Genomic DNA, 26,147 nt, shown 5'->3' on the forward strand with positions numbered 1-26,147 from the left:
ACCCAACCATTGAAGGAGAATCATCATGCGCTTGATAAATGTACCTACTCTCGCACTCATGGCAGGGCTGACTTTTTTGGCGGGCTGCTCGAACCCTAGCGTTATTACGCTCAACGATGGCCGTGAAATTCAAACACTCGACCAGCCGGAATATGATGATGATGCTGGCTTCTATGAGTTCGAAGGCCTTGACGGTAAGCCAGGGCGCGTCAACAAGGACCAGGTTCGAACCGTCAAGGAGCTCTAAATATTAGAGCTCTGCGACGCAACAAAAGGCAGCTCCTAGCAACAAAAAAAGCCTTTGCTAAACCCTTGTGAAGCAAATCTTTTTAGGTAAAATGCCGGCCATCTTCGGAGCGTAGCGCAGCTTGGTAGCGCGTCTCGTTCGGGACGAGAAGGTCGCTGGTTCGAATCCAGTCGCTCCGACCAAGACCCGGCATCTTTCTCTATAATGTTAGCGAGATGCATAGAAACCGGCCAATGGCCGGTTTTTTCATTTAGGGGATAAATCCCCTAAGCTGTCATAAATGTTTAATGGCTCTCCTCTAGACTCGGGTCTTTGTTCGTTCGGGTGCATAGCAACAAACGTAGCGGCTTCAGCGTTGCAGAAACCTAACGACCTGGTCCATCTCGAACGGCCAATCTAACTCAGCCCCCGTGTCAACTCGTCGCAATACGGGAATACGCAAGCTGTAGTCGTCGACCCATTCAGGCCGCTCGACAATATCCAGCAACTCGACCAGTAACCCATGCTCGACCAAAGGCAGAACCACTGCCTCGGCCTGTTCGCACAGGTGACAACCCAGCGTTCCAAATAGTTGGCATTCGGGAAGATACATAAACTGAGCTCAGTCAGATAACACCATAATTCTAGCAGTTCAATCCAACTCGACTGACACCCCGAGGATGTCATTCTTTCGGCCTAATGGATGGCGCGAAAGTGTGACTTCGAACCCACTCAAACGACGGTTTGATTTTCGCAATCGACGGGAGAGCGACAAACGGCTAGGATGCGGCAGCCCAAGCGGCCACAGAGCTACAGGGCCGGGGGTATACGTGAGTATCGGTAGCGGCTTTTGGCACCACTTGTTGCCTGGCTTTTCTGCTGATGAAGTTAGTCGATGCCTCCATGCTTAAGCCTTCGAGACCAATGTCTAAAGGCCCAACTACTGAGGTAGTGTTTAATTACACGGCGCCGTAAGAGCGACTTCAGAGCATCATCCAACGAGGAGAAATAAGAAATGCTCAAGACCCCAATCGCCCGGGGCGTGGCCCTAGCCACTCTGGGAGCAACACTGGCTATTCCTTCGATGGCTCAAGCAGAGTTCATTAAAGACAGCAAAGCCAACTTGGAACTCCGCAACTTTTACTACAACAACGACCTGCGCGATCCTGTAAGCTCAACTGTGAACGGTCAGAGCAAGCAAGAAGAGTGGGCTCAAGGTTTCTTGTTGCGCTACGAGTCTGGCTTTACCGAAGGTACCGTAGGGTTTGGTCTCGATGCCATGGGCCTGCTGGGAGTCAAGCTTGACGGCGGCGGTGGCTCAGGTGGAACTGGCCTGTTGCCGGCGGACCTTTCAAGCGTAAATGCCGCACAAGGCAAGGCAGGATCGCAGGACAACTATTCGCATATCACGTATGCCGCTAAGGCTCGTGTCTCCAAGAGCACGCTTAAAGTTGGTGACCTGCAGCTGAAAAACATGGCGATCGCTTCTAGCGACAGCCGCCTGCTTCCGCAGACATTCCAGGGCGGCCAGATCACTTCTTTGGAAGTCGACAACCTGACGCTGGATGCTGGTTATCTGAATCGGGTCAACAACCGCGACTCCACTAACAACCAAGACATCATTCTGAGCAACGTTAGCGGATCAAACGTCAGCGGCATCCGTATGGATAGCGGTCGCTCCAACCTGACCGACGACTTCCGTTATCTGGGCGGCAGCTACAAGGTAATCGACAACCTGACCGCGTCGTACTACTACAGCAAGCTGGAAGAGATGTATAAGCAGCACTCTTTCAACCTTGTTCATGTCCTGCCGTTGGCTGACAAGCAGTCCCTGAAGACTGATGTACGTTATGCCCGCTCGAAGGACGATGGCAGCACGAACGTCGACAACAAAGCGTTCGGCGCAATGGCCACCTATTCTCTGAGCGGCCACAGCTTCGGGCTGGGCTACCAGGAAATGAGCGGCGACACCGGCTTCGCTTACGTTGGCGGTACCGATCCGTTCCTGGTTAACTACGTTCAGGTTGGTCACTATGGCAACCGCGACGAGAAGTCTTGGCAGGCTCGCTATGACTTCAACTTCGCATCGGTCGGTATTCCTGGCCTTACCTTCATGACTCGTTACGTCACCGGTGACAATATCGAGCGTGGCGCCGGCGTTTCGGAAGGTAAAGAGTGGGAACGCAACACCGATGTTGCTTATGTGTTCCAAGATGGCGCACTGAAGAACCTGGGCGTACGTTGGAGAAACGCTACTATGCGTAGCAACTTCACCCGCGATATCGACCAGAACCGTCTGATCGTCAGCTACACTCTGCCGCTGCTTTAATAGCGCTCGCAGTTGTAATGAAAACCCGCTTCGGCGGGTTTTCTTTTTTGATACGCGATAGATTCAAGTGCCAAAGTTGACCTTGCTCAAGCGCGGCGCGCCGATTTCAAACGAAGCGGGAACCTTGCTTCAACTGCATGCTCGAAATCTCTAGGCACCGGGACCTGTCGTCCCTGCGAGACTCAAGAGGAAATGCAGATGTCTACCGAATCGACTTTCGGCACCACCGACAACACGCCAATCCCCGATGGAACAACCAGCACAAACCCTTCGTCTCTGATCGACAAATCCGCACATCGCCGCAACCTTCAGGCTGCGCAGAACGCATTGATCGAGGAATTCCATACCCTTATCGGTGATACAGAGCGTCTGCTCAAGCACACGCAAGATACTGCCGGAAGCCAAACCGAAGAACTGCGTGGCAAGATTAACGCTAACCTGAGCCGCGCCCGTGAAATGCTCAAAGAACAGGAAGGCACCCTTCGCGAGCAAGGCCAGGCCGCTATCCAATGCACCGAAGAGTATGTTCATACTCACCCTTGGCAATCGATCGGCATCGCGGCAGGAGTTGGTTTTCTGCTCGGCCTGATCACCCGCCGCTAATGTGGGGAACGGATCCAATGGAAACCAGACACGCTGACGATGCCCCTGCGCCATCCATCAAAAAGATGGGTAGCGCTATAGCTGGCCTTGTGCAGGGGCATCTGGAACTCATCGGAATTGAGTTTCAAGAAGAGCGCGTCAGGGTATTCAAGTTGTTCCTTCTGGCGAGTGTCAGCTTGATACTCGGGTTGTTGATCTTGGTTGGGCTTTCGGCAGCGATTGTCATCGCTTTTTGGGATAGCAATCCTATCGCGGCGATACTCGTTCTCTGTGCGGTCTATGCGATCGTCTTGGTAATCTGCATCAGCCGCGCGATTAGGCTCGCCAAGGCAAGCGCCTCGCCTTTCCAAGCGACTGTCGAAGAACTCGCCCGTAATCGGGAGCGTTTATTGCCATGAGCATTCCACTTAGCAGTTCAACTGACTTGGCTATGCGAAAAGACCTTGTTCGATTGCGCATGGAGATGAACCGCCAACAGGTGCTTTACCATTCTCAACCGCTTGTACACCCATTTCAGCGGATTAAGGGGATGGTGACACATCGCAGCGGCAGTAGTGACCACAACGGAGGCAAGGGACCTCTGATGATCGCTGCAACATTGGGCTTGACGCTCTTTGGCCGTAGGCTGGGTAAATTTGGCAAGCTAGCCCGGGTTGGGATGCTTATGTATCCCATTATTCGCAGGCTACGCCCCTAAGCGGTGACGAACCATAGATGATCGCAGCACTACTGTCTGCCAGACCCGGCCTAGGCTATGGTCCAGCAGTCAGTAAGTGCTGTAGTCTGCTCCGAGTACATGAATACTTTTTAGCTGGATCTGTCCTCGCACCCGGTTTCGGGCGTAGTACCGCGCTAGCAAACCTGCCTCACAGGCGACATCAAGGAGGTTGCTCTTGGACTGGCAGACCCTGTTGAACCGTGAACGCCTCGGTAAGGCTGTTCACAGTGACGAGGAACTCGGGCGAAGCCCTTTTCACAAAGATCATGACAGAATTATTTTCTCGGGCGCATTCCGCCGACTTGGGCGCAAAACCCAGGTGCATCCGGTATCAAGCAACGACCATATCCATACAAGGCTAACCCATTCGCTCGAAGTGAGTTGCGTTGGCCGGTCGCTTGGCATGCGTGTGGGCGAAGTACTTCGCGATGACATGCCGGCGTGGTGCAGTCCAGCCGATCTGGGCATGGTCATCCAGTCCGCTTGCCTGGCTCACGACATCGGCAACCCGCCTTTCGGCCATTCGGGTGAAGATGCTATCCGGCACTGGTTTCAACAGGCGGCCGGTCGCGGCTGGCTCGATGATATGAGTGACGCGGAGCGAACCGACTTCCTAAATTTCGAAGGCAATGCTCAAGGCTTTCGAGTCCTGACTCAACTCGAATACCACCAATTCGACGGCGGCACCCGCCTCACCTACGCAACGCTGGGAACTTACCTCAAGTACCCATGGACGTCCCGTCACGCGGAGGCATTGGGCTACAAAAAGCATAAATTCGGCTGTTATCAGAGCGAGCTGCCCCTCCTTGAGCAGATTGCCGCAAAACTCGGCCTGCCACAGATTGAGGAGCAACGCTGGGCACGCCATCCATTGGTGTACCTGATGGAAGCTGCAGACGACATCTGCTACGGCCTCATTGACCTGGAAGATGGCCTCGAAATGGATCTGCTGGACTATCCAGAAGTCGAAGGCCTGCTGCTGGACCTGGTTGGTGATGATATTCCGGAGACCTACCGCCAGCTTGGCCCGGCCGATTCACGCCGGCGCAAATTGGCAATACTGCGCGGGAAGGCCATCGAGCACCTTACCAACGCGGCGGCTGACGCATTTGTGGAGCAGCAAAGTGCTCTGCTTTCTGGCAGTCTGGCGGGAGATCTTGTCGAGCACATGCACGGCCCTGCCAAGGAGTGCGTGCTGCAAGCCAAGGCTATGGCCCGCGAAAAGATTTTTCAGGACAAGCGCAAGACACTCCATGAGATTGGCGCGTACACCACCCTCGAGATACTTCTCAACGCGTTTTGCGGTGCCGCCTTGGAGCAACATGGTGGTCGGACACCCTCTTTCAAAAATCGCCGGATACTTGATCTGCTTGGCAGCAGCGCGCCGAATCCAGACTGGACCCTGTACCAGTCCTTCGTGAGGATGATTGATTTCATCGCCGGAATGACAGACAGCTACGCTACAGAAATGGCTGGTGAGATGACCGGTCGCTCGAGCCCGACATGACCAGATGAAGAAGTCTTTCTGGAAGTTCATTGGCTGGCAGCCCGGCCGACCCGCCTGGGGTGCAGCGGCGGTTGCTGGCCTTGGATGCGCACTACCTCTGCTGCTCGGTCTGTTCAGCGGCCACCCTGGCTTTCTCTGGGCAACAGTCGGCGCATTTCAGGCCGCGAAGGCGAACCCGCTCCATCGGCTGGGCATGTTGCGAATGTTGCTTCTGATCGGATTGGGCGCAGGCAGCGCAGGCCTTGGATTCTGGTCTGCGACACATCCATTGGTCAGTCTTGGCTTATTTGCCTTCTATGGGCTGCTGCTGGCCTGGCTGCAGCGCTACGGAAGTGAAGCCGGCAAATTGGGCATTGGCCTGGCAATCTGCCTGTGCCTCGGACAGGGCCAATATGGTATCGGCGACTTCAACAATCCACAGGCCATTGCCGCGCTGTTCGCGCTGGGAGGGCTATGGGTCACGCTGCTCGCCTTTGGTCTGCGCGGCATTCATGGATTGCGTATGTGGCCCTACATGCCACGGCTGTTCAGTATGCTCAAAGTCTTGCGCCGACGGGCCCGGCGCACACCCATTCGTCAATGGCGCCTGCACGCATTGACTTACATGCTTGCAGCAGCTACGAGCGGGCTCATCGTAACGATGGCGAATCTACCGAGGGGTTATTGGCTGACGCTAGCGGTATTTACGACTCTACAATTGGATCTGCAGCGCAGTCTCGTTCGCGCGGTGCAAGCAGGAGTCGGCATTTTTTGCGCAGCTGCGGTGTTGATTTACATGGGCCATAGCCTGGCCGACCCGCCGATGATGGTAATGATCATGCTGCCGCTGGTCATGCTGAGCCGCGCGTTTCAGTCCAACCACTATGGGCTTTTTGTTCTGCAGACGACCCTGAGCTTCGTATTGCTAGCTGAAACATTGGCGCAGGACTGGGAACTCCCCCAATTACGCCTGATCAATGCTGCAATAGGAGTGGGCGTGGCGTTAAGCGCTACGTTACTGATGGTGGCGCTGCGTCGATTGGTCGCCCGGATTGCATTGCGCAGATCAAGGCGACCAGCCGAAACCGATCAAGACAGCAACGACTCGATCAAGCCTTAGCGTTGATCTCGTTCTCTGGATACCACACGTCCATCAACGGGCTGACTGTGAAGTCTGAAAGTTCTTTGCGGCCCTTGAGCCAAGCTTCAACCTGCCCACGCTGTTCTTCGTTGACCGAACCGCGGGTTGCCAGGCAGACAAAACCGTAATCTTCCCCGCCGATGTAGCCTAAGCCATTAGCCTCGATTGCTTCGTTGAGGAAGGCCTCGAGGAAATCATCCACAGCTTTTGCCTCAAGACCGTCGCTATAGGTCAGGTTGACCTCGAAACCCAGCTCCTGGAATTCGTCGACACAGAGTTTCTTGCGCAAGCGACGCGAGCGATTGGTAGCCATTGAATCGGTCCTTTTACTAACGAGATGACGGCGCGCACTCTAACAGCAACGCCACAATTTCGCGATTGCGGGCCGGTTACTCTAAAGGCTCTTCATTTCATCTTATGTCGCCTATGAAGCTTTTTTGCGGGCACTGCTGGCATGCGGCTACGCTTGTCGGATGAGAAGCATGTCTCTTCTCGGACGTGGGCATAATGGCCCTTCATTCTTCCCTGAACGCTGTAGGGAACCTCCATGTCGTTGATTTCGAGTCTGTCTTCCCTTCGGGGTAGAACAATTAGCAAACTTCAAAGCTGTGTTGCCATCGCTATGCTGACGCTGCCCTTGGCGGGGCCGACATTCGCTGAGACGGTCAATCAGACCTTGCCACCCCGCGTGGCGCAGGCGCTCAAAGCCAACAAGATTGAAAGCAGCGCGCTTTCGGTCGTGATGCTGCCGCTAAACGGCGGGGGGGCGCCTACCTTCATCAATGCTGACGTATCAGTGAACCCGGCTTCCACGATGAAGCTGGTTACGACGTACGCTGCGCTGGAGCTGTTAGGGCCCAATCACCAGTGGAAAACCGAATTCCATGCTGATGGGCCGATCGAAAACGGCACGCTCAATGGCAACCTCTACCTAAAGGGTGGCGGTGATCCAAAGCTCAACATGGAAAAACTCTGGCTATTGCTACGCGACCTGCGGGCAAATGGCGTCGAGACCGTAACGGGTGACCTGGTGCTGGACCGCAGCCATTTCGTGCAACCGAACCTGCCCGTCTTCGACGATGATGGCAACGACAAGAACAAACCTTTTCTGGTCGGGCCGGATTCCCTCTTGGTCAACCTCAAGGCACTTCGCTTCATTGCCCGCAATGACGACGGCAATGTGAAGGTAATAGTGGAGCCGCCCATCGAAACGGTCCGCATCGACAATCGCATTCAGGCGCTGCCTAAAGAAAAATGCCCGGGTTGGCCGGACATTCGCTACAACCCCATCGAGGACGCCGACGGTGTGACGGTCGTGGTCACCGGCAAGCTACCGGCAGGGTGCAGCGGCCAAACCTATCTCTCGCTGCTGGATCACCAACGCTACGCAGCCGGGGCGGTCCGAGCAATCTGGAAGGAACTTGGAGGCAACATTCTGGGCGGCGATCGCGTATCTGCAGTTCCGAAAGATGCACGCATGATTGCTCGTGCCTATTCACCCGATCTGGTCGAGATTATTCGCGACATAAACAAATACAGTAACAACACGATGGCGCGACAGCTGTTTTTAAGTCTGGGCGCAGAGTTTCGCAACGATGCCGATCGTGACGACTCCATGGCGGCGCAACGTGTGATTCGGCAATGGCTGGCGAAAAAGGGCCTGATCTCACCGCATCTGGTCATCGAGAACGGTTCTGGCCTGTCGCGTGCGGAACGCGTAAGTGCGCGTGAGTTGGCCAGCCTGCTGCAAGCTGCATGGCAAAGCCCTTACGCAGCAGAGTTCATTTCATCGATGCCGCTCGCAGCAGTGGACGGAACCATGCGCAAACGCCTACGCAATACGGGCGTAGCCGGCAAAGCGCATCTCAAAACCGGCACCCTGAATACCGTGCGGGCCATTGCGGGCTTCAGCCGAGACAGTGAAGGCAAGACTTGGGCGGTAGTCGCGATACTCAACCACCCGAGACCATGGGGCGCCTCGTCGATACTCGACCAGGTGCTCGTCAGCCTATACAACCGCCCAAGCTCCGAAAATACAGCGCAACGCTAACAGGATGCCAATGGCGGACTTCGTAGCAGGCTAGAAGCTGCGCATGGTGGTGGGGCTTTCAAGTGGACGCCCCACCGCCCTACTCCGCTGCTTCAACGTGCCTGGAGTTTCCAGGCGCGATGGATTTTGCTGTTGCGACGGAAATCTTCATCCATGGTAGCCCCAGAAATTTCCTCAACGGCATAGCGCTGTGCAATGTCCGCTTCGAGGACGAACTTGCGAAAGTTGTTGGAAAAATAGAGCGTCCCGCCCGTGGCTAGTCGCGCCATCGCGAGGTCTAGCAAAGCGACGTGATCACGCTGAACGTCGAACACGCCTTCCATTCGTTTGGAGTTGGAGAATGTCGGAGGATCGATGAAGATCAGATCGTACTCACCGCGGTCCTCCTCCAGCCAGCTCATCACATCGGCCTGCTCGAGGCGCTGTCGGTCTGACAGCCCATTCAACGCCAGATTACGTCTCGCCCAATCCAGGTAAGTCTTCGACAGATCAACGCTGGTTGTGCTGCGAGCGCCGCCCTTAGCCGCGTGTACCGTCGCAGTGGCCGTATAGCAATACAGGTTCAGGAACCGCTTGCCGGACGCTTCCCGTGCAATGCGCAGCCGAAGCGGACGATGATCGAGAAAAAGCCCGGTATCAAGGTAGTCGGTAAGGTTCACCAGCAGCTTGACGTCGCCCTCCCGGACTTCAAGAAATTCGCCCTGGCTGGCTTGGCGCTCGTACTGGCGGGTTCCGCTTTGGCGTTCGCGGCGCTTGACGACAACGCGGTCTCGAGAGATACCCAGCGCCTGTGGAATAGCCCCCAAGGCGTCGTACAAACGCGCCTGGGCTTTGTCCGGATCAATCGAGCGCGGCGGCGCGTATTCCTGCACGTGAACCCAGTCGCCATAGAGATCAATTGCCAACGCATATTCAGGCATGTCCGCATCGTATAGCCGATAGCACTGGATGTTCTGCTTGCGAGCCCATTTGCCCAGCACTTTGAGATTCTTCTGCAGGCGGTTGGCAAACATCTGGCCACCTTCACTCAAGCGCGCCAACTCCGCTACCGGCTTGTCTTCCGCGCTCACATCTGACTTCACCTCGGTTGACGGCGAACGTTGGCCGGTCACGAATTGATCGAGTTGGACCTTGATCAGAAGTAGCTTGCACGGTAGCGCGCCATTCCAGAACGCGTACTGCTTATGGCTTCTGATACCCATGCGCTTGCCTAGGTCAGGTGCGGAGGTCAAGACTGCCGCTTCCCAGCCGAGGCAGGCCTGCCGCAGCCGTTCGCCGAGATTCTGATAGAGATAGACCAGGCTCGCTTCGTCCCCGAGGCGCTCCCCATAAGGAGGATTACAGATCACAAGGCCCTTCTGGTTCTGGTCCGGGCGCGGCTCGAAAGTCGCGACATCACCCTGGTACACCCGGATCCAGCTCGCAAGCCCAGCGCGCTCGATATTGTTCTTGGCCGGCTGAATCAGCCGTGGGTCAGCCTCGTAACCGCGTATCCAAAGCGGTTGTTTGGCTAAACCGGCATCGGCGCGCGCCTGTGCTTCGGCATGCAGCCGGTTCCATAGTGCAGGAACATGTCCAAGCCAGGCGCTGAACCCCCAGCGCTCACGGCGCAGATTGGGTGCCATATCCGCTGCGATCATGGCACCCTCGACGAGAAAGGTGCCGACACCGCACATAGGGTCGGTCAGCGCGCCCCCAGCGGCAGCTATCCGGGGCCAGCCGGCCCGGATGAGCACTGCGGCTGCGAGGTTCTCCTTCAATGGTGCAGCGCCCTGCTGCAGTCTATATCCGCGCTGATGCAGGCTGTGGCCTGAAAGATCCAGGGAGAGGATCGCCTGCCCACGATCCAGACGCAGATGCACGCGCAAGTCTGGGTTGAGCTTGTCGATACTAGGCCGCTCACCACTGGCCGTTCTGAGCCTATCGACAATTGCATCCTTGACCTTGAGCGCACCGAAGTGGGTATTGTCGATTCCGGAACCGTGACCACTGAATTCCACTGCCAAGCTGCCGTTCGCCTCAAGATGCTCAGACCAGTCCACCTGATGCACACCCTCGTACAGGGTTTCAGCGTTTACCGTGGAGAACCGATTGATTACGAGCAGAACTCGATTGGCCAGGCGTGACCAAAGACACAACCGATAGGCAACTTCCATGTTGGCAAAGCCGCGAATCGCAGCGGTCTGCTCCCGTGCCTCACCCAGCCCCAGCCCAATGGCTTCATCCAGCAATAGGCCTTCCAACCCTTTGGGGCAGGTGAGAATGAGTTCATGGCGATCGATCATGGCGTGTCCAGAAAATAGTATTGGATCCGGCGGACAATCCACTCTGGATCTATTTTGAGTTGGAGCGGTTCCGACTGTTTCGTCGAGAACCTGACCCGGCGGCGTAGCAGCAGGCTACTTGAAAAGCGCGCCTAGCGCGCCTTATGGGCAGCATCACAGTTCGGTTACTTGCTTATTACAAAACGGTCATTCCCGCGCCGGAAGTATTTGAGTTAGAACTCGACTCAGCCGACATCGCAATGATGTCTGGTAGAACCCGCCACGCCGGCAGCGGGCTTCGTTGGCAGTCTATCTGCCGACCTCTATTTGAGGTCAACGGGAACACCAGTCAACCACTGAGGGCAATACCCAATGAGAAGACTCAAGCGTGATCCGATGGAACGAGCATTTCTACGCGGTTATCAGCATGGCATACACGGTAAATCTCGCGATCTATGTCCTTTTTCTCATCCCGAAGTACGCCAAGCCTGGATTAACGGGTGGCGCGAGGGCCGCGGCGACAATTGGGACGGCCTGACCGGCGCGGCCGGTATTCATCGATTAAACGAACTTCACGCGGTCGGCTGACACAATCTAACCGACTTCATATGGCACGCCCCACCCGGGCGGCGGGCTTGACGCCCGGGGCTCCTAAAGGGAGCCCCTCCGGGCAATCAAACAACTGCACCTTTGCGAGACTGCAGCGCAGCGATGGCATCCACTGCCTCGCGAATCAAAGCCGGGCCTTTGTAAATGAACCCGGTATACAGCTGCACCAGACTTGCCCCAGCCTCGATTTTTTCCGCTGCATGCCGCCCTTCAGTGATGCCGCCAACGGCAATGATAGGGAGGCGACCGTTCAAGGTCTGAGCAAGCACCCTGACCGTATGAGTGCTTTTCTCGCGAACTGGCGCACCTGATAGCCCCCCTGCTTCGTCCGCATTGGCAAGGCCCGCCACCCCTTCACGCCCAAGCGTCGTATTAGTGGCAATGATGGCATCCATACCTGCCTGAAATACTGCTTCGGCCACAAGCGCGGTTTCTTCATCCGTCATGTCCGGTGCAATCTTGATGGCAAGCGGGACTCGTTTGCCGTGCAGCACTTCGAGATCTTCCCTACGCTGGCCGATCGCACCGAGCAATTGCTTGAGCGAGTCGCCGAACTGCAAGCTGCGCAGCCCAGGGGTATTGGGCGAGCTGACGTTGACCGTAACGTAACTGGCCTGGTGGTAGACCTTATCGAGGCAAAGCAGATAGTCGTCCTGAGCACGCTCGACCGGCGTGTCAAAGTTCTTTCCGATATTGATCCCAAGAATTCCCTTGAACCGAGCCGCATCCACTCGCTCGAGCAATGCATCGACGCCATGGTTGTTGAAACCCATGCGATTGATGATGGCTTCGGCTTCAGGAAGACGGAAGATGCGTGGCTTGGGGTTACCCGGCTGTGGCCTTGGCGTCACGGTTCCGACCTCAACGAAGCCGAACCCCAGCTGGGACATGCCGCGGATCGCTTCGCCATTCTTATCCAAGCCTGCGGCCAGGCCCACCGGGTTGGGAAACTCCAGCCCCATCACGCGCACCGGCAGGCTAGCTGGAGGTTTACCCAGCAGTGCATTGACTCCAAGGCGGCCGCCGGCACCAATAAGATCAATCGACAGTTCGTGAGAAGTCTCGGGCGTGAACTTGAAAAGCAACTGGCGGGCCAGGTTATACATACGCAGCCTAGATCCTGGGAAAGTGTGGCGCGGGAGTATAGCAGGCGAGCGATATTCTCAGCGTTGAACAAACGTATTCCAGCTCTCTGCACAGCGGAGAGCTGGCGCTCAACCGAGGCGGCGCAATCCAATCAACTTGCCCTCCAGCGCGAATTCCAGCTCGAATGAACCAAACACACCGGCGGTTGTCAGAAAGGGTCGCAGATGATGTGCCGGCAGGCTGACGCTCGTCCCTTCCCGGCTCTTGATCAGGATACGATTAGCGCGCCCTTGATAAACCGCCAGTAGTTTCTCGGCGGGCAGTGCAATATCCAATACGAGGCTTGGCATGGAGGCTCCTCAATGATCAGCGCAGCGATTTTGCCATATCGGTCTGAAGCCGATGATCGATCACCGGCACACCGACCTGTGACCTGTAGACAAAAGCCAGGCAAATACAATGCGCAGTATCCTCGGCTCTGCCACACTTCGTTCGTTGTTCAACGTGCTCACTCATTATGATGAGCCTGCCCGAGCCGATGCCACTCGTGACCTCCCGAATCGCCAGATTTGCTCAGCGCCTTGGACTGACCGGTAAATCCGCGCGTCAGGTCCTTGAGGATGCCAGCCAGATCAGATTGCCGTTCGCGCCGCTCTCTGAGCCCGCGCCAAGTATCTACTGGCAGGACGGGCCCTGCCTGCAGCGATTCGTCGATCTTCCACGGAGCGCGCTATCTGGCCCGATCCAGGAAGACAAGGCAAGAGCCCGCGCCGCACTGACCCGGCTCGTACGTCAGGAACAGAGTACTCACGCTGCACTCGATCTGCGGCAGATCGATGGCCTCGGCGGTCAGAGCGCTGATGGAGCCACCTACCCCACCTTCGAATCCTTTGCCGCCACGCCTGCTTGCCGACAGCTGCGCGTGATCAGCTACAAAGATTTCGTACGCACTATCACCTCAGCGCTGCCCGATTTTCAGTCCCAGCCCCCAATCGACGTGCGTCAGGCCAGTTGGTTGGGCGAGCGGCTTTATTGGTCCGGGGAGCACCATGCCGAAGCATTCGCCTGCGCGATCGCCTATGCGCGCCTGCGGGGGCTCGAAGTCAACCTGCCGTGCGAACTTACCGATTACCGCCTCGATGCAGCGGGTCTGCAAGCGTTGGACAACGAGTACCACGCCGTTACGATGCCGGCGCAAGCCTGGAGTGATCGCCAGTTCATGGGGTTGCTGCTTGAAGCGAAAATCCCTTATGCCCGTCTTACGCTCCTGCGTAACGCCAACAATTCCGAACTGCTTCTTTTGGATAAGCGCCAGCCAGCTGCCAACTCACTAGGTGAAGGGCTGAAGCTCGCAGGAGCGCCAGACCTGGTTCGATACCTGCGCGGTTTGCCACACATCACTCGCTTTCGCCTTGGCAATAAAACCCTGTAAGTGACTGCAGCCTTGGCGTCGACCCGCCTGCACTGAGCAACACCACACAAAGAAATACGCCGGCGCATCCGCACCGGCGTTTTTGTTCAAGGAAGCAGCCGCCGGAGCCCCGACGGCCGACTCCATTACCTCCGCGCGCTTTCCATTGCCAGGTCTTGCAGCTCACGACCGGCGACTGCGTACATCGCGTAGTCCACACCGCTTGCGCCGCGCAGTTCGACCAGCATTTTGCGCCAGCGCTCCACCTGGTATTCCCGTTGTTCCAGCCACAGCTGAACACGAGCATCCAGATCATCAGGCGCGTCGCTCATCTGCAGCACAGACACGGTGATGGCCCGTTGCTGACTGTCTAGGTCATCACGGAAACTCTCACGTGCCAGGGCCTGCCAGTTGTTATCCACCGGAAGGCCAGTGACCTGCTGGAGATACCACGGCAATTCCAGCGCGCCGCCTACTGCGAAATAAGCGGCAGCGACATCGGCTGGAGGCTGACCGGTTTCGTCAGCTGCCTCCAGGATCGGCAACAGGGTGTACAGGTGATTGGTCCCGGCGACCATGCGCGCCAGCAACTCCGGCACACCAGCTTCGGTGTAGCGCTCATAACGCGCCTGCCATAGCTCACGCGTCCCACCTTGCAGTAGCGAGTCGAGCTTCAAGCCGAGCGCGGCAACACGCGGCCCGAAATGCCCCACGTCACGCGCGGCATCCAACTCGCTACGGCGATTGCGCAAGAACCAGCGGGTCGCACGGCGGCCCAGACGCATCAGCTCATTCATCAAGTTGAGCTGCAGTTCAGCGGGCACCTTGTAGTCCAGCGCCTCGATCTGACGGAACCAGTGAGGCAGATGGAAGATGTCTCGGACGATCACGTAGGCACCGGCAACGTTAGCCGCACTCAGCCCAGTCGCTTCTCTGAGCCGCTGCACAAAAGTGATGCCCATATTGTTGATCAGATCGTTCGCGATCTGAGTGCTGACGATCTCGCGCTTGAGGCGATGCTGCAACATGGCCGAGCGATACTGTTCAGCGAGCAACTGCGGGAACGCACTCTCCATTTCGCGAGCAAGATAATCGTCATCAGGCACGCGGGACTGCAGCAGCGCTTCCTTCAGATCGATCTTGCTATACGAAATCAGTACCGACAGCTCAGCACGGGTCAACCCCTTGCCCAGATTCGCGCGCTCGGCCAGCGCGTCATCACTCGGCAGAAATTCCAGCGCCCGATCCAGCAGACCCACGGACTCCAACGAACTTATCAGCCGCTTGTATTCGGCACCGCCTTCGCGCGCGCGATGTTCGGCCTGGGAAAGCGCCTGGGTCTGCTTGTAGTTGTCGTGCAGCACCAGCTCGCCAACAGCATCGGTCATGTCGAACAGCAACTGGTCCCGCTGCTTGCCAGTCATGTCGCCTGCGCTGACGATCTCGTTGAGCAGGATCTTGATGTTGACCTCATGGTCGGAGCAGTTCACCCCGCCGGCGTTGTCGATGAAGTCCGTGTTGGCCGCGCCGCCGTGCAGGCAGTACTCGACCCGACCCAGCTGGGTGATCCCGAGGTTGCCGCCCTCTCCGATGACTTTCGCCCGCAACTCGTTGCCGTTGACCCGCAGGATGTCGTTGGCCTTGTCGCCGACGTCCGCATGGCTTTCCGAGGTGCTCTTGACATAGGTGCCAATGCCGCCATTCCACAGCAGGTCAACCGGCGCCTTGAGCAGCGCATGTATCAGCTCTGCAGGAGTCAGGTGATCGGCCTCGATGTCGAACCGCTCCTTCATCTGCGGCGTGATCGAGATGCGCTTGGCCGAGCGTGGGAAGACGCCACCACCGGCAGAGATCAACGACGAGTCGTAATCGGTCCAGGACGAACGCGGCAGTTCGAACAAGCGCCTGCGCTCGACGAAGCTCCGGGCGGCATCCGGGTTCGGGTCGATGAAGATGTGCATATGGTTGAAGGCCGCGACCAGCTGAAGGGTCTCGGACATCAGCAGTCCATTGCCGAACACGTCACCGGCCATGTCACCAATGCCGATTACGCTGATGGTGTCGCGCTGCACGTCAATGCCACGCTCGCGGAAGTGGCGCTGCACCGATACCCAAGCGCCCTTGGCCGTAATACCCATCTTCTTGTGATCGTAGCCAGCAGATCCACCTGACGCGAAGGCATCGCCGAGCCAGAAGTCATACTCGGCCGCGATACCGTTGGCGATGTCGGAAAAGGTTGCCGTGCCCTTGTCGGCAGCAACCACCAGATAGGGATCATCCTCGTCATAACGCAGCACGTTCGTCGGTGGCACAACCTGACCTTCTTTCAGGTTGTCCGTGATGTCCAGCAGGCCGCTGATGAAGATCCGATAGCAGGCGATTCCCTCAGCCAATACTTCATCGCGCGAACCGCTGGTTGGCAGCCGACGCGGTACGAAGCCGCCTTTTGCACCGCCAGGCACGATAATGGCGTTCTTGACCTGCTGCGCCTTGACCAGGCCCAGCACCTCGGTACGGTAATCCTCTTCACGATCGGACCAGCGCAAGCCGCCCCGGGCGACTTTTCCGCCGCGAAGATGAACGCCCTCGACACGAGGCGAGTAGACGAAGATTTCGAACTTCGGCGCCGGGCGTGGCATTTCAGGAATCGAGCGTGGGTCGAGCTTGAAGCTGAAGTAGCTTTTGAGCTTGCCGCTGGCATCGGTCTGATAGAAGTTAGTACGCAGGGTTGCCTTGATCAGCGCCAGATAGCGTCGCAGGATCCGATCTTCATTGAGCACCGCGACGTCATCCAGTGCATTGATGATCGCTTGCTCAAGTCGCGTCTGCTTGTCAGCCAGATCTTCCTCGCCAAGTTTGCGGGCGAGGTAGAAGCGCATCTTGAACAAGCGGACCAGCTCGCGGGCAATATCGGTGTGGTTGAGCAGCGCGCTGGCGATATAGCCCAGATCGAAGCCCATGCGAATCTGCTTGAGGTAGCGGCCATAGGCCCGCAGCAGCGCAACTTCGCGCCAGGTCAGGCCTGCCGTCAGCACCAGCCGGTTGAAGGCGTCGTTTTCCGCCTGGCCGTTGTGGATGGCAATGAAGGCATCCTGCAGCGGCTCGTTGATCTCCATCAGATCGATTTCAAGCCCCTCTGCATAAGTGAAGGCGAAATCGTGGATCCAGTACTCGCAGCCGTCCTTGCGGCGCAAGGAGAATGGGAATTCCCCAAGCACGCGCAACCCGAGGTTCTCCAGGATCGGCAACATGTCCGAAAGGGGCAACGGCGTGTTCATGTGGTAAAGCTTGCAGTGCAACCTGTTTTCTACCGCCGTGATCGGCTGGTAGAAACTCATCACGAGCGGGCGCTCCTCACTCAGGCTGAGCACGTGCTGCATATCTACTGCAGCAGAATGGGGCGCGAATCGCTCGCGGTATCCAGCGGGGAAGCCTTTCGGGAAGTCCGCAAGAATGCCGGTGCCCTGCCCTTCACCGAAGCGCTCGATGACCACGCTCGAGTAGTCGTCCTGCCAAGTCCGGCAGGCCTGCACCACTTCATTTTCAAGTTGCACTGGATCGAACAGGACCTGCTTGTTCGGATCCAGACGCAAGATGAACTGCACCCGGATGAGCACCGACTCGGAGAAGTAGGTCGAGAATTCGCAGCCACTGGCTTCCAGGCGATCGACCAGTACCTGCTGGATACGCAGGCGGGTTTCGGTCGAGTAGCTGTCACGCGGCACGTATGCCAGGCAATAGCAGAAGCGGCCGTAGGGGTCGGTACGCATGAACAACCGCAGCTTGTTGCGTTCCTGAATCTGGACGATGGCGATGGCAGTGCTGAACAACTGGTCAAGCGTCATCTGGAACAGCTCGTCGCGCGGCAACACCTCGAGAACCTGGGTCAGCTCCTTCGCCAGGTGCGCCGAATCGCCGAACTGCGAACGCTGGACCACCTCCGCAACCTTGCTGCGGATATAGGGAATCCGACGTACGCTCTGGGTATACACCGAAGAGGTGAACAGGCCGAGGAAACGGCATTCCCTGACGACCCGACCCTGTTCGTCGAATTGACGTATGGAGACGAAATCAGGATAGGCCGGACGATGCACCCGGCTCGGCGTCGCCGCCTTGGCAAAGGACAAGAGCAAAGGCTCACGCAGGTAGGCAAGAGCCGGCGCGATGATGAGTTGGTCGTCTTCTTCAAGCCCTGTGCGCAAAATGCGCGACAGGCCGAGCAGCGAGGCCTCGTCATAGATGATTCGACCGCCCTCGCCTTGATCGACGACGGTGAACTCTTCGTAGCCCAGAAAGGTGAAATGATCGTCCGCGAGCCAGCGCATGAAGTCCATGCTTTCGGCAACCTGTGCGTCGTCGCTCCCCTGTAGCGTGCCCAGACGAGCATGGTGCTCTTCGGCCTTGGCCCGCATTGCCGGAAAATCTGTCACGGCCAGGCGCACTTCGGCCAGAACCCCGTGCAGTGATTGTTCAAGCTCACGCAAGGCTGAGGCACTGGCGCAGCGGTCGATTTCGACGAAGATCAGCGACTCGGCCTTGCTATCAGCGGCGGAGCTTCCTTTGGGCAGCAGTTCGACCAAACTGCCGTCTGCATCACGCCGAACCTGCAGCACGCTGTTCTGCAGCGTGTGGATCGCGTAACCGCGACGGGTCAACTCCATACGAACCGAGTCAACCAGAAATGGCATGTCAGGATGCAGCACCTCAACCACACTGTGGGTCGACTGCCAGCCATGCTTTTCGTAATCGGGGTTGAATACGTGGACTTCAGGACTGCCCGGGTCGAAGCGCTCCAAGAGACGCCAGCTGGCTAGCGTCGAGCCTACGAGGTCGGTCATGCGTCGTTCGGTGAGCTCGGGAAGAGCCACGATTCCGAAGAATTGCTCGGCGAAAAGTCCCACTTGTGGCAGAAGTTTCTCGTCGACATGCTGCGCTAGTGCCGCTTGCAGTTGTTGCTGAAAGTCGGCTTTGCTGGCAGCTGTAAAGAACGCCATTTTTTCGCTCCATTCTGGCTTGGAATTCGACTAAGGCAGTCGCGGCAGCTGACTGGCAACGCAACGCGGAAGTTCCACGTCAGTTAAGCAGATCACCGATTGCATGAACGCGACCCTACGATTATCTGGCGCCCTCAGAGAGCTGGCAGTCACATTTAACTTGAGGAAGATTGCGAAGATTTGTCCGCGCGATCAGATAGCCCTGCCAAGACTCTAGCTCAAGCCGTACGGGTGCCCGCTGCGCACCGTGATATCTGGCCTGGTCGAGCGCTCAGAATGGCCTGCCGAAACCGCCAAATCTCATGGCTTTGCAGACCCCCTCATAGCCTGTGCATCGGCAAATGAATTAAAGTCACGCCCGTCGAGCACCCGCCTCGACACGCCCCTTCAGAAGAGCTCAGCGATGGACCACCGTGAAGCGATAGTCGCGCTACGACAGTTTCTATCAACCCAGATCCTTGGCCAGGAACGCCTGATCGAGCGCTTGCTTATCGCACTGCTGGCGGACGGGCATCTGCTGGTTGAAGGTGCTCCAGGCCTTGCGAAGACTCGCGCAATCAAGGAGCTGGCCGGCGGCATCGAGGCAGAGTTTCACCGTATCCAGTTCACGCCTGATCTACTGCCGGCAGACATCACTGGTACGGAAATCTACCGCCCGGAAACAGGCAGCTTCGTTTTTCAGCAAGGTCCGATCTTTCATAATCTGGTCCTCGCTGACGAGATCAACCGCGCGCCGGCGAAGGTGCAGTCTGCACTGCTTGAGGCCATGGCCGAGCGCCAGGTCAGCGTAGGGCGCAGCACCTATGATCTATCCCCGCTGTTCCTGGTCATGGCGACACAAAACCCTATCGAGCAGGAAGGTACCTACCCACTTCCCGAAGCGCAGCTCGATCGGTTCTTGTTACATGTGAAGCTTGGATTTCCGGATGCATCCGTGGAGAGACGCATTCTTCAGCAGGCACGTGGTGAGGCCATCAACGGCGAAACGCCGCCCGAACATCGCGTCTCACAGCAGGCGATTTTCGCCGCACGCAAGGAGATCCTCGGCCTGTACATGGCGGATGCCGTCGAGGAGTATCTGGTCCAACTGGTCATGGCAACACGCACGCCCGCCAAGTTCGACCCCGAGCTGGCTGGGTGGATCGCTTATGGCGCCAGCCCGCGGGGGTCGATCTCTCTGGATCGCTGCGCCCGCGCCCATGCCTGGCTCGCTGGCCGCGACTTCGTCAGCCCGGAAGATATTCAGGCGATGCTTTTCGATGTACTGCGCCATCGTCTGATCCTGTCGTTCGAAGCGGAGGCCGCTGGTATCGACCAGGATCGTGTTCTGCAACGTATTCTCGATGTGGTGGCGGTGGCCTGATGGCCCCTACTTCGACGGCCGTCGGCCAGACGGCGCCTGCACGCGGCGACGGCGTTCAGGTGAGCCTGGCTGAACTGATCGATATGCGTCATCGAGTCCGCGAAGTCCCGCTTTTCTCCAGCCCGAACCGCCGCAGCCCACTGGTTGGCCTGCATCACTCGAAGCTTCGAGGGCGAGGCGTAGATTTCGATCAGGTGCGTATCTACCAGGCCGGTGACGACGTGCGTACCATCGATTGGCGAGTGACGGCGCGTACTCAGGAACCCCACACCAAACTGTTCCACGAAGAGCGCGAGCGGCCGATCTATATCCTCGTGGAACAGAGTCCCCGCCTTTTCTTTGGCAGCGGGCTGGCATTCAAGTCTGTAGTTGCCGCCCGGGTTGCCAGCCTGGTCGGCTGGGCCGCGCTGAGCCACAACGACCGAGTCGGCGGGCTTGTTTTCGGGCATGGCGAACTGCAAGAGATTAAACCTCGCCGCAGCAAGCAAAGCCTTCTGCAGTTGCTTGACCGTCTGGCTCGCGCAAGTGCCGGCCTGAATACTGAGCAGAATACCGATTCGGACGCCTTCGGGCTGGCACTCAGACGTGCCCGCGAGGCACTACGTCCGGGCAGCCTGGCCGTTGTGATCTGCGACGAGCGCGCGTTGGGCGATGCTGCAGAGCAACAGCTGACGCTGCTCGCTCGACACGTTGATCTTTTGCTGGTGCCGGTTCACGACCCCCTAGACCGCGCGTTGCCCGCCGCGGGCCTGCTGCGCTTTGCCCAGTTCGGCGCGAGGCTCGAGCTTGACAGTCACGATCCTTCAGTCCGTCAGAGCTACCGCCAGCAGGCCGAAGCACGCACCGCCCGCTGGCGTCGTCTGGCTGACCGCCTGAGGCTGCCCTTGATGGCGCTCGATACCCAGCGCGACCTTGTCGATCAGCTGCGTGAACATCTCAATGTCCAGCACCCCGGAGCGACTCGATGAGCTCGCTCGATCAACTCGATCCCCTGATTGCTCCCCCTCCAATCAGTGCGTGGCCTCCGGCCCCGGGTTGGTGGTTCCTTGCCGCGCTGATCCTGACTTTTGTGCTCCTGCTGCGCTTGAAGCCCTGGCGGCGATTGCGTCGGGAATCTGCTCGGCAACCGACTGAAGCGGTAATCGATCCGCAACGGCAGGCCGCATTGGACGAGCTGGCCCAGCTGAGCAAACCTTACGGGGGCCAACCGGCGAACCAGTGGCTGCAGCAATTGAATGCCTTGCTCAAGCGCCTCTGTCGCACCCGTTACCCAACCGATAACCCCCACACGCTCAGCGGTCGTGCCTGGCTGGCCTTTCTCGACAGCCGTTGCCCGGCTGCCGGCCTGACACGCTGGATGGTGCTGGTCGAGGGCGTTTATCGCGCCGAGTGCAGGCTCGATGACAAAGCGATTCAGGGGCTCGAGCAATCCGTGCAAATATGGATTCGCAAACATGTTTGAGTTGGCATGGCCCTGGGTTTTCCTATTGCTGCCATTGCCCTGGCTGTTGCGTTGGGCACTACCCGCTGCCGATAGCGGTGATTCCGCCTTGAAGGTCAGTTTTCTCGGCGAATTGGAAACGCTGGTCGGCCGCCGTGCAGCGGTGGCCCTTCCCGCCTGGCGCCAACAACTTCCGTTTCTGGTGATCTGGTTACTTCTGTTGTTTGCCGCTGCGCGACCGCAATGGCTTGGCGAACCGCTGCCGCTGCCAGTCAGTGGCCGGGATCTGCTGCTGGCAGTGGATGTGTCGGGGTCCATGGATTACCCGGACATGCGGTGGAATGGCGACGAAATCAGTCGCCTTGAGCTGGTCAAACACCTGCTGGGCGACTTTATCACCGAGCGTCGCGGTGATCGTGTCGGACTGATTCTGTTCGGTAGCAAGGCCTATCTGCAGGCACCGCTAACCTTCGATCGGCAGACCGTTCGGATCTGGCTGGAAGAAGCGGTGGTCGGCATCGCGGGGAGCAACACCGCTATCGGCGATGCAATCGGACTCGCCGTCAAACGCCTGCGCGACCGCCCTGCGGAGAGCCGGGTTCTGGTACTGATTACGGACGGTGCCAACAACGGAGGCGAAATCGAGCCACTGTTGGCCGCGCGCCTCGCCGCCGAAGAGAAGATCAAGATCCATACCATCGGTATCGGCGCCGATGCTGGCTCGGAAAGCGTGCTTCAGCGCTTCGGCTTCAGCGCAGGTGCGGAGCTGGACGAGACGACGCTGAGGGGGATCGCCGATCAAACGGGAGGCAAGTACTTCCGGGCGCGCTCAAGCGGCGAGCTGGAGGCCATTGGCGCCATGCTCGACGAGCTTGAACCGGCCGCCCAGCAACCGACTCAGGCGCGTATTGCCGACGCGCTTTATGTCTGGCCCCTGTCCGCCGCGTTTCTGATCAGTCTGCTACTGGTCGCGAACAATCTCTGGCACCCCAGGCTGCAGCGCCTGGCCTCCCGTGGTGAGCGCAGATGACTGAGTGGCTGCCGCATCTGCTGAGGCCTTTCTGGCTGCTGGTTCTGCCATTGCCGATCTGGCTGCTCTGGCGCCTTTGGCATCGTCAGCGACAGATTGGCCGCTGGCAAAGACTGTTGCCCGAGGCTTTCCATAGCCTGTTGTTGACCCGCGGCAAGCTGCGCAACAGCAGACGCCCCTGGTTGCTGCTCTGTATGGCCTGGCTAGTGGCGGCATTGGCTCTGCTGGGGCCGAGTTGGCAGTTGGTCGAGCAACCCAGCCAGTCACGTGCCGACCCACTGGTTGTCCTGCTCGAGACCACGCCCGCAATGCTCGCGACGGATGCTCGCCCCAATCGACTGGAGCAGGCCAAGCGAAAAGTTCTCGACCTGCTGCAGGCACGTCAGGATGCGCAGACGGCCGTGGTTGCCTTTGCCGGTAGCGCGCATACGCTTGTGCCGTTGACCAACGATGTAGATACCACCCGGAATCTACTCGATGCGTTGCAGCCCGACCTGATGCCGGAAGCCGGCCATCGAGCCGACTTGGCCGTGTCGCACGGCATCGAATTGCTCCAGCGGGGAGCGAACGGGCGAGGCCGATTGCTGTTGATCGGCAGCAGCCTGACTGCTGACGAGCGCAGCGCCATCCGCACGTTGTTGGAAGCTGAAGGCCACCGTCTATTGATAATGGGCGTGGGAACGGCGGAGGGGGCTCCTATAGCCAGGGAAGATGGAAGCTTTCTGAAAGACGACAGCGGTGCCATTCTGATCCCTCGACTGGACGACGCATCGCTTCGGCGTTTCGCCAGCAGCATCCAAGGGCGTTATCAGCGAGCCCGAATAGACGATACAGACTTGCGCAATCTAGGCCTATTGGAGAGCAGTGGCGAGCTGATCACTCAAGACGATTCGACCCGGCTCGACAGCCGACTGGATCAGGGGCACTGGTTGCTGCTGCCGCTGCTGTTGCTCGCAGCGCTTGCCGGCCGCCGTGGCTGGTTGTTCTGCCTGCCACTGCTCGTCGCCCTGCCACAACCGGCCAGCGCAGTGAGCATGGAGGATCTCTGGAGACGGGGCGATCAGCAGGGCATCCGCCTGCTGGAAGCTCAACGTCCTGCTGAGGCCGCCGAGCGTTTCGACAACGCTCGTTGGCGCGGCTATGCCCACTACCTGGCTGGAAACTTCGATCAAGCCGCCGAGCAGTTCGCAAAGGGTGATACCGCCGCCGATCACTACAATCGAGGGAATGCGCTGGCACGCACCGAAGAGCTCGAAGCGGCCATCGAGGCCTACGAGCAGGCGCTGGAGCTCGATCCAGATCTGGAGCCAGCCCAGCGTAACAAGGCCATAGTCGAGGATATTCTGCGCCAGCGAAAGCAACAGGCGGCGCAAGAATCGCAGTCGGACGAGCCCGAAGCCCAGGATGCACCGACCGACGCCAAACCTTCCGAGTCACGCGCAGCAAGCAACGATTCGGCGGCTGAACAGCAACAGGACCCCGAGGCTTCAAGTCAGCAGGAACCCATGGCCGATGCGAACGCCAGCGCGCAAATGCCCGCAGCGGTGGACGACGAACAACAACCTGAAACCGAGGACACGGGCAGCCTGCCCCAGCAGGCAGGCTTCGATCCCGAGCAGGATCAGGCAATGAACCAATGGCTGCGCAAGATCCCCGACAACCCCGGCGAACTGCTTCGCCGCAAATTTCTTTATGAACAACGCAAGCGCCAGGAATTGAATCGATGATGCGGCTGATGGCTGTGGTTTTGCTGTTCCTGCTCGGCTTTCAGGCAAACGCCGCTACGCTGACAGCGCGGGTCGACCGTACACAGCTGAGCCTTAACGAAACCGTCGAGTTGACGCTCGAGACGGGCGACACGACAGCCTTCGGCAAACCAGACCTGCAGCCGCTCGATAGTTTGTTCAAGGTGTTCGATACCCGGCAGACGAACCAGCTTTCGGGCGCAAATGGCGAGGCGCGAGCAATTACCCGATGGTTGATAACGCTTCAGCCAAGACAGACCGGTTACGTAGTGATACCTCCCTTGCAGCTAGGCGATTGGCGCAGTGAGCCGATCACCTTGAATGTCAGCGAACCCCGCACCGACGGTGGAGACAAGCTGGCGCCAATCTTCATCGACTCGAACATCGATCATGAAAGCGTCTACGTGCAAGCGCAGGTTGTCCTGACGCTGCGCATCTATCATTCCGTTTCGCTCTACGACGACAGCACGCTGTCGCCTTTGCAGATGAGTGACGCGCTGGTCGAGCGGCTGGGTGAGCCACGCACTTACGAAAAGGACATTAACGGCATACGCCACGGTGTGATCGAGATCCGTTATGCACTCTTTCCGCAAAAGAGCGGCGCGCTGACGATCCCGGCTCAGTTGTTCAGCGCTACAACCGTGGCGGGTAACGGCGACTACTATGGATCGCGCTTCGGCAAGTCCACTCAGGTCAAGTCGCCCGAAATCCCTTTACAGGTCAAGCCCAAGCCGTCCGACTATCCCCCAGATGCACCTTGGCTACCGGCGACGAACGTGACGCTTGTGGAAGCCTGGAGTCCCCAGCCCAACGATGCGCAATTGGGCGAGGCCCTTACCCGCAGCCTCATGGTCAAGGCCGACGGGCTCACCAGCACGCAGCTGCCGCCCTTGGAAGTGCCAACCGTGCCCGGCCTGCGCCGCTATCCCGATCAACCGAGCCTGAACGATGCTGCGTCGGAGACGGGCGTAAGCGGTAGTCGCGAACAGCGGGACGCGTTAGTGGCGACTCAGGCTGGTGACTACATGCTGCCGGCTGTAGAGCTGGTGTGGTGGAACACTTTGGAAGACCGTTTGGAGCGTAGCACGCTGCCCGAACGGGCGTTGCAAGTGGCGGACAATCCCGACCTGGCGCCCCCGGTAGGAGAAGAACCCGACATCGCCCTGCCGCAGATCGAACAGCGCTTGCTATGGCCATGGCAATTGAGCACCGCCCTGCTCGCGCTGACGACACTGCTCGGCTTCGGCCTGTGGTTACGCGCGCGAAGCCAGCCCGCGGTGATCAAGGCGATTCAGGCCGGGCCAACACCTCGAAGCCTGCTGGAAGATCTCAAGCGCGCCTGTCTTGCCAACGATACTCAGACGACCCGGCATGCGCTCGACGCCTGGGCGCGGCAACAGCCTGAAACGCTGGCCGACATGGCCGCGCGCTTCGTTCCTTTATCCGATGCCCTGGACGGGCTGAACGGTGCGCTATACAGCGAAACCGGCCAACGCTGGCAAGGTGAGGCGTTGTGGCAAGCCATTCAGAGCCTGCCGCCTCGTCAGACAGACGAAACCGAGCAGGACGCTACCACGCTTCCTCCGCTCTACCCCCGCTGAACCTTTCAATGATTGCCGCTCAATGAATGCGGCCTGACGGCTGCCTGAGC

22 protein-coding genes and 1 tRNA gene are annotated in these 26,147 nt (G+C 58.5%); 17 read left to right on the forward strand and 6 right to left on the reverse strand.

Annotated features, from left to right (window positions below):
• Positions 1–25: 25 nt before the first annotated feature.
• Positions 26–247, forward strand: a complete 222-nt coding sequence (locus EA797_RS05205; protein ID WP_122164081.1) for a YgdI/YgdR family lipoprotein — start codon at positions 26–28, stop codon at positions 245–247.
• Between the two features lie 105 nt (positions 248–352).
• Positions 353–429 (forward strand) — tRNA-Pro (locus EA797_RS05210).
• A gap of 167 nt (positions 430–596) precedes the next feature.
• On the opposite strand, the gene EA797_RS05215 is transcribed toward EA797_RS05210, so the two are convergent.
• Positions 597–839, reverse strand: coding sequence for a glutaredoxin family protein (locus EA797_RS05215; protein WP_122164082.1), 243 nt, complete (start codon positions 837–839; stop codon positions 597–599).
• Between the two features lie 402 nt (positions 840–1,241).
• Here EA797_RS05215 and EA797_RS05220 point away from each other — a divergent pair, with 402 nt between their 5' ends.
• The 6 genes from EA797_RS05220 (at position 1,242) to EA797_RS05245 (ending at position 6,482) form a co-directional block, all read left to right on the forward strand.
• Entirely contained in the window at positions 1,242–2,555 is a 1,314-nt protein-coding gene (locus EA797_RS05220; protein WP_122164083.1) for an OprD family porin, read from the forward strand.
• A gap of 198 nt (positions 2,556–2,753) precedes the next feature.
• The gene (locus tag EA797_RS05225) at positions 2,754–3,158 is read left to right on the forward strand and encodes an ElaB/YgaM/YqjD family protein (protein ID WP_122164084.1); all 405 of its coding nucleotides are present in this window, start codon (positions 2,754–2,756) and stop codon (positions 3,156–3,158) included.
• Positions 3,159–3,175: 17 nt separating this feature from the next.
• The gene (locus tag EA797_RS05230; protein WP_122164698.1) at positions 3,176–3,556 is read left to right on the forward strand and encodes a phage holin family protein; all 381 of its coding nucleotides are present in this window, start codon (positions 3,176–3,178) and stop codon (positions 3,554–3,556) included.
• Complete coding sequence (locus EA797_RS21955) at positions 3,553–3,855, forward strand: hypothetical protein (RefSeq protein WP_122164085.1); 303 nt, start codon at positions 3,553–3,555, stop codon at positions 3,853–3,855. The genes EA797_RS05230 and EA797_RS21955 overlap by 4 nt, the downstream gene beginning before the upstream one ends.
• Before the next feature lie 196 nt (positions 3,856–4,051).
• Positions 4,052–5,383: a deoxyguanosinetriphosphate triphosphohydrolase gene (locus EA797_RS05240; protein ID WP_122164086.1), complete on the forward strand. Its 1,332-nt coding sequence runs from the start codon at positions 4,052–4,054 to the stop codon at positions 5,381–5,383.
• A 4-nt stretch (positions 5,384–5,387) separates the two neighbouring features.
• Positions 5,388–6,482, forward strand: a complete 1,095-nt coding sequence (locus tag EA797_RS05245; protein WP_122164087.1) for an FUSC family protein — start codon at positions 5,388–5,390, stop codon at positions 6,480–6,482.
• Here the strand turns inward: EA797_RS05245 and EA797_RS05250 are convergent.
• The gene (locus EA797_RS05250; RefSeq protein ID WP_122164088.1) at positions 6,472–6,816 is read right to left on the reverse strand and encodes a YggL family protein; all 345 of its coding nucleotides are present in this window, start codon (positions 6,814–6,816) and stop codon (positions 6,472–6,474) included. The two genes, EA797_RS05245 and EA797_RS05250, sit on opposite strands and share 11 nt — an antisense overlap.
• Before the next feature lie 309 nt (positions 6,817–7,125).
• Between EA797_RS05250 and dacB the strand changes: the two genes are divergently transcribed.
• Entirely contained in the window at positions 7,126–8,553 is a 1,428-nt protein-coding gene (dacB, locus tag EA797_RS05255) for a D-alanyl-D-alanine carboxypeptidase/D-alanyl-D-alanine endopeptidase (RefSeq protein ID WP_305127012.1), read from the forward strand.
• 92 nt (positions 8,554–8,645) lie between these two features.
• On the opposite strand, the gene rlmKL is transcribed toward dacB, so the two are convergent.
• Entirely contained in the window at positions 8,646–10,838 is a 2,193-nt protein-coding gene (rlmKL, locus tag EA797_RS05260; protein ID WP_122164089.1) for a bifunctional 23S rRNA (guanine(2069)-N(7))-methyltransferase RlmK/23S rRNA (guanine(2445)-N(2))-methyltransferase RlmL, read from the reverse strand.
• Positions 10,839–11,189: 351 nt separating this feature from the next.
• Between rlmKL and rmf the strand changes: the two genes are divergently transcribed.
• Entirely contained in the window at positions 11,190–11,405 is a 216-nt protein-coding gene (gene rmf, locus EA797_RS05265; RefSeq protein WP_082082129.1) for a ribosome modulation factor, read from the forward strand.
• Between the two features lie 86 nt (positions 11,406–11,491).
• Here the strand turns inward: rmf and EA797_RS05270 are convergent, their stop codons facing one another.
• Together EA797_RS05270 and EA797_RS05275 are read right to left on the reverse strand one after the other, a co-directional pair.
• Entirely contained in the window at positions 11,492–12,532 is a 1,041-nt protein-coding gene (locus EA797_RS05270; RefSeq protein ID WP_122164090.1) for a quinone-dependent dihydroorotate dehydrogenase, read from the reverse strand.
• 108 nt (positions 12,533–12,640) lie between these two features.
• Entirely contained in the window at positions 12,641–12,862 is a 222-nt protein-coding gene (locus EA797_RS05275; RefSeq protein ID WP_122164091.1) for a DUF2835 domain-containing protein, read from the reverse strand.
• 167 nt (positions 12,863–13,029) lie between these two features.
• Between EA797_RS05275 and EA797_RS05280 the strand changes: the two genes are divergently transcribed.
• Positions 13,030–13,944: a DUF6685 family protein gene (locus EA797_RS05280; RefSeq protein ID WP_122164092.1), complete on the forward strand. Its 915-nt coding sequence runs from the start codon at positions 13,030–13,032 to the stop codon at positions 13,942–13,944.
• A gap of 125 nt (positions 13,945–14,069) precedes the next feature.
• Here the strand turns inward: EA797_RS05280 and EA797_RS05285 are convergent, their stop codons facing one another.
• On the reverse strand, positions 14,070–18,917 hold the full coding sequence (locus EA797_RS05285) for an NAD-glutamate dehydrogenase (protein ID WP_122164093.1): 4,848 nt from the start codon (positions 18,915–18,917) through the stop codon (positions 14,070–14,072).
• Positions 18,918–19,320: 403 nt separating this feature from the next.
• Between EA797_RS05285 and EA797_RS05290 the strand changes: the two genes are divergently transcribed.
• The 6 genes from EA797_RS05290 to EA797_RS05315 are packed head-to-tail and all read left to right on the forward strand — an operon-like array spanning position 19,321 to position 26,097.
• Positions 19,321–20,280 (forward strand): AAA family ATPase, encoded by a 960-nt coding sequence (locus EA797_RS05290; RefSeq protein ID WP_122164094.1) that lies wholly within the window; start codon positions 19,321–19,323, stop codon positions 20,278–20,280.
• Positions 20,280–21,248, forward strand: a complete 969-nt coding sequence (locus EA797_RS05295; protein WP_122164095.1) for a DUF58 domain-containing protein — start codon at positions 20,280–20,282, stop codon at positions 21,246–21,248. The genes EA797_RS05290 and EA797_RS05295 overlap by 1 nt, the downstream gene beginning before the upstream one ends.
• The gene (locus EA797_RS05300; RefSeq protein WP_122164096.1) at positions 21,245–21,742 is read left to right on the forward strand and encodes a DUF4381 domain-containing protein; all 498 of its coding nucleotides are present in this window, start codon (positions 21,245–21,247) and stop codon (positions 21,740–21,742) included. Before EA797_RS05295 ends, EA797_RS05300 begins: the two co-directional genes overlap by 4 nt.
• A complete protein-coding gene (locus EA797_RS05305) occupies positions 21,735–22,751 on the forward strand; it encodes a vWA domain-containing protein (RefSeq protein ID WP_122164097.1) in 1,017 nt (338 codons plus the stop codon). Before EA797_RS05300 ends, EA797_RS05305 begins: the two co-directional genes overlap by 8 nt.
• The gene (locus EA797_RS05310) at positions 22,748–24,478 is read left to right on the forward strand and encodes a vWA domain-containing protein (protein WP_122164098.1); all 1,731 of its coding nucleotides are present in this window, start codon (positions 22,748–22,750) and stop codon (positions 24,476–24,478) included. Before EA797_RS05305 ends, EA797_RS05310 begins: the two co-directional genes overlap by 4 nt.
• The gene (locus EA797_RS05315) at positions 24,475–26,097 is read left to right on the forward strand and encodes a BatD family protein (protein WP_122164099.1); all 1,623 of its coding nucleotides are present in this window, start codon (positions 24,475–24,477) and stop codon (positions 26,095–26,097) included. Before EA797_RS05310 ends, EA797_RS05315 begins: the two co-directional genes overlap by 4 nt.
• Positions 26,098–26,147 lie beyond the last annotated feature (50 nt).

Source organism: Stutzerimonas zhaodongensis (assembly GCF_003696365.1).
GTDB lineage: Bacteria > Pseudomonadota > Gammaproteobacteria > Pseudomonadales > Pseudomonadaceae > Stutzerimonas > Stutzerimonas zhaodongensis.

What these genes read in the sequence shown, in the direction of transcription:
- EA797_RS05205 (WP_122164081.1), top strand. Translation starts at nt 26, where the DNA reads ATGCGCTTGATAAATGTACCTACTCTCGCACTCATGGCAGGGCTGACT.
- EA797_RS05215 (WP_122164082.1), bottom strand. Translation starts at nt 839, where the DNA reads ATGTATCTTCCCGAATGCCAACTATTTGGAACGCTGGGTTGTCACCTG.
- EA797_RS05220 (WP_122164083.1), top strand. Translation starts at nt 1,242, where the DNA reads ATGCTCAAGACCCCAATCGCCCGGGGCGTGGCCCTAGCCACTCTGGGA.
- EA797_RS05225 (WP_122164084.1), top strand. Translation starts at nt 2,754, where the DNA reads ATGTCTACCGAATCGACTTTCGGCACCACCGACAACACGCCAATCCCC.
- EA797_RS05230 (WP_122164698.1), top strand. Translation starts at nt 3,176, where the DNA reads ATGGAAACCAGACACGCTGACGATGCCCCTGCGCCATCCATCAAAAAG.
- EA797_RS21955 (WP_122164085.1), top strand. Translation starts at nt 3,553, where the DNA reads ATGAGCATTCCACTTAGCAGTTCAACTGACTTGGCTATGCGAAAAGAC.
- EA797_RS05245 (WP_122164087.1), top strand. Translation starts at nt 5,388, where the DNA reads ATGAAGAAGTCTTTCTGGAAGTTCATTGGCTGGCAGCCCGGCCGACCC.
- EA797_RS05250 (WP_122164088.1), bottom strand. Translation starts at nt 6,816, where the DNA reads ATGGCTACCAATCGCTCGCGTCGCTTGCGCAAGAAACTCTGTGTCGAC.
- dacB (WP_305127012.1), top strand. Translation starts at nt 7,126, where the DNA reads ATGCTGACGCTGCCCTTGGCGGGGCCGACATTCGCTGAGACGGTCAAT.
- rlmKL (WP_122164089.1), bottom strand. Translation starts at nt 10,838, where the DNA reads ATGATCGATCGCCATGAACTCATTCTCACCTGCCCCAAAGGGTTGGAA.
- rmf (WP_082082129.1), top strand. Translation starts at nt 11,190, where the DNA reads ATGAGAAGACTCAAGCGTGATCCGATGGAACGAGCATTTCTACGCGGT.
- EA797_RS05270 (WP_122164090.1), bottom strand. Translation starts at nt 12,532, where the DNA reads ATGTATAACCTGGCCCGCCAGTTGCTTTTCAAGTTCACGCCCGAGACT.
- EA797_RS05275 (WP_122164091.1), bottom strand. Translation starts at nt 12,862, where the DNA reads ATGCCAAGCCTCGTATTGGATATTGCACTGCCCGCCGAGAAACTACTG.
- EA797_RS05280 (WP_122164092.1), top strand. Translation starts at nt 13,030, where the DNA reads ATGATGAGCCTGCCCGAGCCGATGCCACTCGTGACCTCCCGAATCGCC.
- EA797_RS05285 (WP_122164093.1), bottom strand. Translation starts at nt 18,917, where the DNA reads ATGGCGTTCTTTACAGCTGCCAGCAAAGCCGACTTTCAGCAACAACTG.
- EA797_RS05290 (WP_122164094.1), top strand. Translation starts at nt 19,321, where the DNA reads ATGGACCACCGTGAAGCGATAGTCGCGCTACGACAGTTTCTATCAACC.
- EA797_RS05295 (WP_122164095.1), top strand. Translation starts at nt 20,280, where the DNA reads ATGGCCCCTACTTCGACGGCCGTCGGCCAGACGGCGCCTGCACGCGGC.
- EA797_RS05300 (WP_122164096.1), top strand. Translation starts at nt 21,245, where the DNA reads ATGAGCTCGCTCGATCAACTCGATCCCCTGATTGCTCCCCCTCCAATC.
- EA797_RS05305 (WP_122164097.1), top strand. Translation starts at nt 21,735, where the DNA reads ATGTTTGAGTTGGCATGGCCCTGGGTTTTCCTATTGCTGCCATTGCCC.
- EA797_RS05310 (WP_122164098.1), top strand. Translation starts at nt 22,748, where the DNA reads ATGACTGAGTGGCTGCCGCATCTGCTGAGGCCTTTCTGGCTGCTGGTT.
- EA797_RS05315 (WP_122164099.1), top strand. Translation starts at nt 24,475, where the DNA reads ATGATGCGGCTGATGGCTGTGGTTTTGCTGTTCCTGCTCGGCTTTCAG.